The 7,271-nt window shown below is 58.6% G+C and carries 8 protein-coding genes and 1 pseudogene; 2 read left to right on the top strand and 7 right to left on the bottom strand.

From position 1 onward, the window contains the following. Together IPP88_22390 and IPP88_22385 are read right to left on the bottom strand one after the other, a co-directional pair. On the bottom strand, nt 1-218 hold a 218-nt coding region (locus IPP88_22390; protein MBL0125304.1), incomplete at its 3' end, for a hypothetical protein. A gap of 15 nt (nt 219-233) precedes the next feature. After that, complete coding sequence (locus tag IPP88_22385) at nt 234-983, bottom strand: hypothetical protein (protein ID MBL0125303.1); 750 nt, start codon at nt 981-983, stop codon at nt 234-236. 266 nt (nt 984-1,249) lie between these two features. Here IPP88_22385 and IPP88_22380 point away from each other — a divergent pair, with 266 nt between their 5' ends. Continuing rightward, nucleotides 1,250-1,438 carry a hypothetical protein gene (locus IPP88_22380; GenBank protein ID MBL0125302.1) on the top strand — a complete coding sequence of 63 codons (189 nt, stop codon included), beginning with the start codon at nt 1,250-1,252 and terminating at the stop codon, nt 1,436-1,438. A gap of 38 nt (nt 1,439-1,476) precedes the next feature. Here the strand turns inward: IPP88_22380 and IPP88_22375 are convergent, their stop codons facing one another. The 5 genes and pseudogenes from IPP88_22375 to speE all read right to left on the bottom strand — a co-directional run bounded on the left by IPP88_22375 (nt 1,477) and on the right by speE (nt 5,127). Further along, a complete protein-coding gene (locus IPP88_22375; GenBank protein MBL0125301.1) occupies nt 1,477-1,716 on the bottom strand; it encodes a hypothetical protein in 240 nt (79 codons plus the stop codon). A 79-nt stretch (nt 1,717-1,795) separates the two neighbouring features. Then, nucleotides 1,796-2,212, bottom strand: coding sequence for a DUF350 domain-containing protein (locus IPP88_22370; GenBank protein MBL0125300.1), 417 nt, complete (start codon nt 2,210-2,212; stop codon nt 1,796-1,798). 21 nt (nt 2,213-2,233) lie between these two features. After that, nucleotides 2,234-3,373, bottom strand: coding sequence for a glutathionylspermidine synthase family protein (locus IPP88_22365; protein MBL0125299.1), 1,140 nt, complete (start codon nt 3,371-3,373; stop codon nt 2,234-2,236). Between the two features lie 85 nt (nt 3,374-3,458). Then, nucleotides 3,459-3,800, bottom strand: a complete 342-nt coding sequence (locus IPP88_22360) for a hypothetical protein (protein ID MBL0125298.1) — start codon at nt 3,798-3,800, stop codon at nt 3,459-3,461. 44 nt (nt 3,801-3,844) lie between these two features. Next, nucleotides 3,845-5,127, bottom strand: a pseudogene (gene speE / locus IPP88_22355) (polyamine aminopropyltransferase). Nucleotides 5,128-5,262: 135 nt separating this feature from the next. Here speE and tkt point away from each other — a divergent pair. Further along, entirely contained in the window at nt 5,263-7,266 is a 2,004-nt protein-coding gene (tkt, locus tag IPP88_22350) for a transketolase (GenBank protein ID MBL0125297.1), read from the top strand. Nucleotides 7,267-7,271 lie beyond the last annotated feature (5 nt).

The following is a 7,271-nucleotide window of genomic DNA, read 5'->3' as shown; positions in this document are numbered from 1 at the left end:
TCCAAAATATCCGGAACACATGATTCAGCAGTGATCCCAATGTGTTCGTGATCATACTGCTCGTGGCCTAGCAACGAAAATGCCCCAAGTTCGGAGGGGTAATCAAGTGCTTTGCCAATTCTGTAGATGATGTCGCAACCAATATTTGGACCAATCTCGCCTGCAAGTATCTGCTTGGCAACTCGTACCGCCTCGTTCATTGATTGGAAAGTATTCATCGACTTCCTTGCGGGTCAACGTTCGAGCCAAGCGGGCGACGACGGCAGACCACCGGGCGGACGATCTAGGATTGGATGACCAACCAGTGAACTGCGCGGCGCACGCAAGTAGGCGAGAATTGCCCTCTCACTCAAGTCGCAGAAGAAGCCGCGCTGAAGTGTTGCTGAGTCATCGTAACTCATGCCAAATGGGCAGAACTGAGCTGAGAGCCCCTGATGGACCGGTTCTGAACGAAGGGAATAGGCTTGCCGCAGCAAGTCGCGTCTCAAGGCCCGCGCGGTGCGCTCGCCTCGTTTTGTTCCAAACGCTTCCTCAAAGTTCGCGTGTGCAACGACCTCGTCAAGTGCATCGGGCATAAGGTCATCAAAGAAGTCCAAGAACCTGCGCGACATCCTCTCAGTTCTCCACGTCGTTCTGGGCGCGCACAAAGATTCCATGGCTACGACGTACAAGATGCGCGCAACCTCGTCGTTATCTTGCGCGAGCGCAGCATTGTGGGTGCGGAGTGCTGCGCGCATGCGGTGGAAGTGATCCAGCTCGGGCACGCCCGAGTCGGTTGAGAAGATATCAAGTGAGACGCTCTTACGCGCAATGTTCAGAATTGCCAGATCCTTGTGTCTAGCCTGAAGGTCAGGAAGTGCTTCCGGCTTTGTTGGAATCACGAAGGTCCCACCCGCCACTGGACGTCCCAGAGCGAAGGCACAGATTGCGGCGGCTGTTTCGGCAAGTTGATGGGCTATATCGTCAGCGAAGAAGCCTTGCATTGGACCGCGCGATGCGAGATGTACAGCCACCTTCCCAGGTGGGGCGAACGGAGATGGCTGACTACTAGTCTCGGACTGGTCCTCCTTGAACTCAAGAAGCACATCCTGTCCGATACGTCGCCAACCTAGAACTCGAGTCTGCGCTGTCAGAAACTCGAACAAGTTGGAGGACATGTTTCGCGTGAATGAAGGAGTCAGGCCACTGACAGAGTATTCGGTCGAGTACCAGATCATGTCGCCGAAGAGCCCGCGATGGGCATTTTCAATTGCCGTTGCTGAGTGCCGTCAATCAACCGCTGCAGCGCGGGAACTTCAGTGTGGAACTCGACGAAGGGTTCGCCATCAATGAACCTCACCTCGATTGCCGACTCGCCTGGCACGCCGAACGTGAGACTGTCCTTCCCGTTGCCCTGCTGTTTGAAGTCGAAGCCAGAGTCAGTTGCGAACTTCTTTAGCCAGTCAGCAGCAAGTAGACGAAGCGGACGTCGTCGGTCTAGCGCCATGCTCCTTGTCCTTGAGCGACGATCTGCCCTCTTAACGCGGAACTGAATGTAGGAAGCACCGCGACTGCACACCATTCCGTGTTGCCGTCTATCATGCGGAGGGTAAGAGGATAAATACTCATGATGAACATCGCCTTTTCACCGCGCTTGCCGCGTCGCCCCACCATCAACAGAATCCCGAAATGTCGCAACAACTTTTTCGGCAAGAACGCCAAAGCGGCAACCATCATTTTTCAATAACACTAGCACCAGCGCGCCTTTTCGGCCATTTATGTCCCGAACGCCCCGCCAACGCTAGACTTTCATCTTTCAATACGTCATGCACGCCGCATTCAACAACCCCGCCGCGATCGAAATTGCCCCCAGAAAAAATCCCGCCGCCTGCTTGCCCGCCGGGATGTCCACGACGATATTCGGCAGCGCGATGCGCGCGATGACGAAGACGATGAGTTGAATCGCCAGCGCGATGAATCCCCAGATCGCCATATCGATCGGATTCACGCTGTATTCGACCGCGTTCGCCAGCGGAACCACCATGCCGATCAAGGCACCCGAGAGGCTGAATGCGGCCGCCATGTTGTTGTCGCGGATCAGCGCGATTTCGCGGTAGGGAGTGATCCGCGTATAGATGGCGACGAACACCGCCAGCAGCACGCTGGCGATGGCGAGGTAGAGCAGGAAGTCGTCGAAGCCGCCGAAGGATTCCAGGATTTCGTATTGGGTCATGGCACTGTCCTCTTGATGTCGTCAAACAAAATAATGCGGCAGGAAACGGCTGGTGTTCTTGGTGACGGGTGATTCGTCTTCGCGGATGCCGATCCCGGCTGGCTCATCGCCGATGATCCAGCTGCCGATCACCGTGTGGCTGCCGTCGTACACCGGCAGTGGGTGATAGGCCTGGTAGATGAACCCTTCCGCGCCGTATTCGCCAGGGATGGCGATCTCGCCTTTGTCGGTGGTGATGGTGACGTTGGCACCTTCGCGCGACAGGATCGGTTTCTTCACGTAGTCGGTGGCGAATTTCTGCGGCTCGTAGTACGAGGGCAGCAGGTTGGGATGATCGGGGTTGAGTTCCCACAGCACCGGCAGTATCGCCTTGTTCGAGAGCAGCATTTTCCAGGCGGGCTCAATGGTGCGCATGCGGCTGTCGATCAGATTGCGGCCGAAGGCTTCGCGCACCATCCATTCCCAGGGATAGAGTTTGAACAGCGTCTTGATTTCGTTGTTCTCTGTATCGGCGAAGACTTTTGCCACGGCGTCCCAGCCGATGTCGCCGATGTCGATGAACTTGGCATCGACGCCACCTTGCATCGCGACGTCGCGCAGGTAATCGAGGTTGCCGACATCTTCTTCGCTGTCGGCTACACAGGTGAAGTGCACCGTCTTGCCGGGCAGTTCCGCGACGATTTCCTTCCAGCGCTCGATCAGTTTTTCGTGCAGTGAATTGAACTGGTCGGCGCGCGGATTCTTCGGCATCACCACTTCCTGCAGCCAGTACCACTGCGCAACACTCGCTTCGATCAGCGAGGTCGGCGTATCGGCGTTGTACTCCAGCATCTTCGGCGCGCCGTGGCCATCCCAGGAAAAATCGAAGCGGCCGAAAAGCGTGGCCTCGTCATCGTTCCACGAGCGCTCGACCAACGGGATAAATTCGGACGGGATAGCAAAGCGCTCGTAGTCGCCGGTATCGATTACATGGCCCGCGGCCTCGACGCACAATTCATGCAGTTCGGCCGTCGCGGTTTCCAGAGCATCGATCTCGGCCGAGGTGAATTCGTAGCAGGCGCGCTCGTCCCAGTAGATGCCGTCGATGGAATGAAAGCCGAAACCGAGCGCTTCCATTTTTTGTGGCCAATCGGGGCGCGGCACCATGTCGAGGCGCTTCATGCGTGCTCCATCGCGTCACGCGGAAAAAAACAAAATGCCGCGAACGCGCTTGCGCCGGGGCGATCAAGCCGAAGAATGCACACGGCTAACCCGATGCCGAATGGCCGCTGCTGCCAAAGCCGCCACGGCTCACGGTGGAACTGCCGATGGTCCTGCTGGAACGCGAAGACGAAGATGATCCGCCGCCGCTGTGGGTGTAGGGCCGCCCGTAGTAGTGTGTGGTCGCGCCATTGCCCGTGGGACGGTCGTAGGCGGGCTCGCAGTCCTTCGGCGTATTGCCCCAGTCGGCCAGGCAATCCGCCTTGCTCGCATAGACATCGCGGCGAACTTCCTCCTTGGAACAACCGGCGAGTCCCGCCGTGAGTGCGGCGGCGCCAATCAGCACGAGCGTGACATGGCCACTGGATTTTCGGATGCGCTTCAACATTTCCGGGCTTTCGAAATGCGGGAAAACGCTATATTAGCTGAAGGTTAGCGGATGGATTGGCGAATGTATTCCGGCAATGCGAGCATGGCTTGATGCATCGCGCCGTTATAGAACTGGCGTCGCCCAATATTTCGATCGGTAAGTCGCCAATCGACTTGTTCGGCATTGAGCGAACGCAAGTCGAGCGAATCCGATGCCACCGCAAAGCCCCACACTGCGCCGTATACCGGAATGTGCACGAAATACGGCGTGACGACGGTGAACAAAGCGCGCAGATCGGCAAGGCTGCCCGCGACGCGGTCGGCGTGCGCAAACGGCGAGCCGACGTGCAGCACCAGCGCGCCGCCTTTGTTCAGCGCGCGCCGGCAATCGGTGTAGAAGTTTTGCGTGTACAGCGCTTTAGCAGGCCCGATCGGGTCCGTGAGGTCGAGGTAAATGAGATCCCATCGCGCCGCCGAATCGCGAACATACGCCATGCCATCGCCAATGCGGATCTCCACGCGCGAATCGTCCAGCGCGCCGTGATGCACGCCATGAAAATGCTTCCGCGCAATCTCGATCACGCCGGCATCCAGTTCGGCGAGCACGACCTTCTCCACGCTCGGGTGCTTGAGAATTTCTTCGATCGACCCACCGTCGCCGCCGCCGATTATCAACACCTGCTTCGGCGCGGGATGGGCAATTGCGGCCGGATGCACGAGGTTCTCGTGATAAAAGAACTCATCGCGCTCGCTGGTCATATTTGCGCCATCGATACGCATCAGCTTGCCGAGCGCGGGAGTATCGAATATCTCGATTAGTTGATACGGCGTCTGTAGCGATTCGATCAGCGTACCGTCGAAGTAAACCCCGGCACCGGCATTGAGGTTTTCATCCAGTCGCATGTGAATCAGGCGGCGATGGCGGCAATGGGTGTCATCGCGGCCATTGCCACGACCGGCAGCTCTTTCCCGCGCCAGATGCGCTCAACCACGATATCGGCCGGCTTCAATGCTTCGATCATCAGTTGATAGAGCTTTTCGGCTTTCAGGCTGTTATCGGCCGTGACATTGCAAACATAGACATCCAGCGACACTTCGCTGCGTTCAGGCCAGGTATGAACCGCAAGGTGCGATTCGGCCAGCACCACCGCGCCGGTTGCACCGCCATCCTGTACGGGATTCAACGGGCTGTTCAATCCGTCGAATTGATAGAAATGTTCACCCAGCACCGTCAGCCCGGCGGCTTCACAGGCTTCAAGACAAAGCGCGCGTAACGCCTTGGCGGAAATCAGGAAATCGCTGGGCGGACAATGGTAGAGGTCCGCGACGATATGCAGGCCTTTCATGGCGCGGCTCCCAGAGCAATTTTGTTGGTTTTTCCCCGCGAAAAGGCACGACGGGGCGAGTGCCTAAATTATAATTGCCATTCCCTTCATCGTGTCTCCTTTCTCCCGATTCCTCCTCCACTTCCCCTTCCGCCCATGACCTCCTCCGCTTCCACGATTAGCCGCACCGAACTCGCCAACGCCATCCGGGCCCTCGCCATGGACGCCGTCCAGAAAGCCAACTCCGGCCACCCCGGTGCGCCGATGGGCATGGCGGATATCGCTGAAGTGCTGTGGCGCAGCCACCTGAAACACAACCCGAAGAATCCGCACTGGGCCGATCGTGACCGTTTTGTCCTGTCCAACGGCCATGGTTCGATGCTGCTCTATGCGCTGCTGCATCTGACGGGCTATGACCTGCCGATGCAGGAACTCAAGAACTTCCGTCAATTGCATTCCAGAACGCCGGGACATCCGGAAGTGGGCGTGACGCCGGGCGTCGAAACCACTACCGGGCCGCTCGGGCAGGGGCTCGCGAATGCGGTGGGCATGGCAATCGCCGAACGGGAATTGGCCAACACGTTTAACCGCAAAGGATTGCCCCTCGTCGATCATCACACCTACGTGTTCCTGGGCGATGGCTGCCTGATGGAAGGAATTTCCCACGAGGTGTGCTCGCTGGCGGGTACGCTCGGACTGGGCAAACTGATTGCCTTCTATGACGACAACGGCATATCCATCGACGGCAAGGTCGAAGGCTGGTTCCGCGACAACACGCCAATGCGTTTCGCCGCGTATGGCTGGCATGTGATCCCGAATGTAAATGGACACAACGCCGACGAAGTCGATGCCGCCATCAAGGAAGCGAAATCGGTGACTGGCAAGCCAACCCTGATTTGCTGCAAGACGGTGATCGGCAAAGGTTCGCCGAACATGGCGGGCACCGACAAAGTTCACGGCGCCGCGTTGGGCGACAAGGAAGTTACCGCGACACGGCAGGCGATCGGCTGGACGCACGCACCATTTGAGATTCCGCAAGCGATTTACGATGCGTGGGATTGCACGCACAAAGGCGCCGGCCTGAACGCGCAATGGGGAGCGACCTTTGCCGCTTACGAAAAACAGTTTCCCGAACTGGCAGCGGAATTCAAACGCCGCATGGCCGGCGAATTGCCCACGGGTTTTGCGGATACCGCGAACGCGCTGGTGGCGAAGCTGAACGACAAGGCGGAAACCGTCGCCACGCGCAAGGCATCGCAAATCGCCATCGAAGGATTTGCGCCGGCCCTGCCTGAGCTCATCGGCGGCTCGGCCGATCTGACCGGTTCCAATCTCACCAACTGGAGCGGCACCGTGGCGCTCTCGCCGATTTCCGGCGGCAACTACATCAATTACGGCGTGCGTGAATTCGGCATGACGGCGATCGCCAACGGCATTGCGCTGCACGGCGGCCTCATTCCGTATACCGGCACCTTCCTCACCTTCAGTGATTACTCGCGCAATGCGCTGCGCATGGCAGCGCTGATGAAGCTGAGAAATATTTCCGTGTTCACCCACGATTCGATCGGCCTCGGCGAAGATGGCCCGACGCATCAGTCGGTCGAGCAGGTCGCGTCGCTGCGCCTGATCCCGAACATGGACTTGTGGCGTCCCTGCGATACCGTCGAAGCGGCCCATGCGTGGCGCCATGCACTGGCTCGCAAGGACGGCCCGGCCGCGCTGATTTTCTCGCGGCAGAATTCGCCTTTCCAGACGCGCGATGCCGCAACGCTTGCCAATGTCGCGCGTGGCGGCTATGTGCTGGCGAAGGAAGCGGGTGCACTGAAAGCCGTGCTGATTGCCACCGGTACCGAGGTATCGCTCGCCGTCGAGGCGCAGAAAGTATTGGCGAGTGAAGGGATTCACGTGCGCGTGGTGTCGATGCCGTCAACCTTTGTTTTCGACCGGCAGGATGCGACGTACAAAGGCGATGTGCTGCCGAAGGGCGCCCCGCGCGTGGCGATCGAAGCAGGCGTGACGGATTACTGGCACAAATATGTGGGGCTGGAGGGCGCGGTGATCGGCATCGATACGTTTGGCGAATCCGCGCCGGCGGGGGTGTTGTACAAACACTTCGGGATTACGGTTGACGCGCTGGTTGCCGCGGTAAAGGCGCTCTAGGCAAG

It is taken from the genome of Betaproteobacteria bacterium (assembly GCA_016720925.1).
Taxonomy (GTDB): Bacteria; Pseudomonadota; Gammaproteobacteria; order Burkholderiales; family Usitatibacteraceae; genus UKL13-2.
Note: the sequence above shows the minus strand (reverse complement) of the source record. Positions and strands in the feature narration are given on the sequence as shown.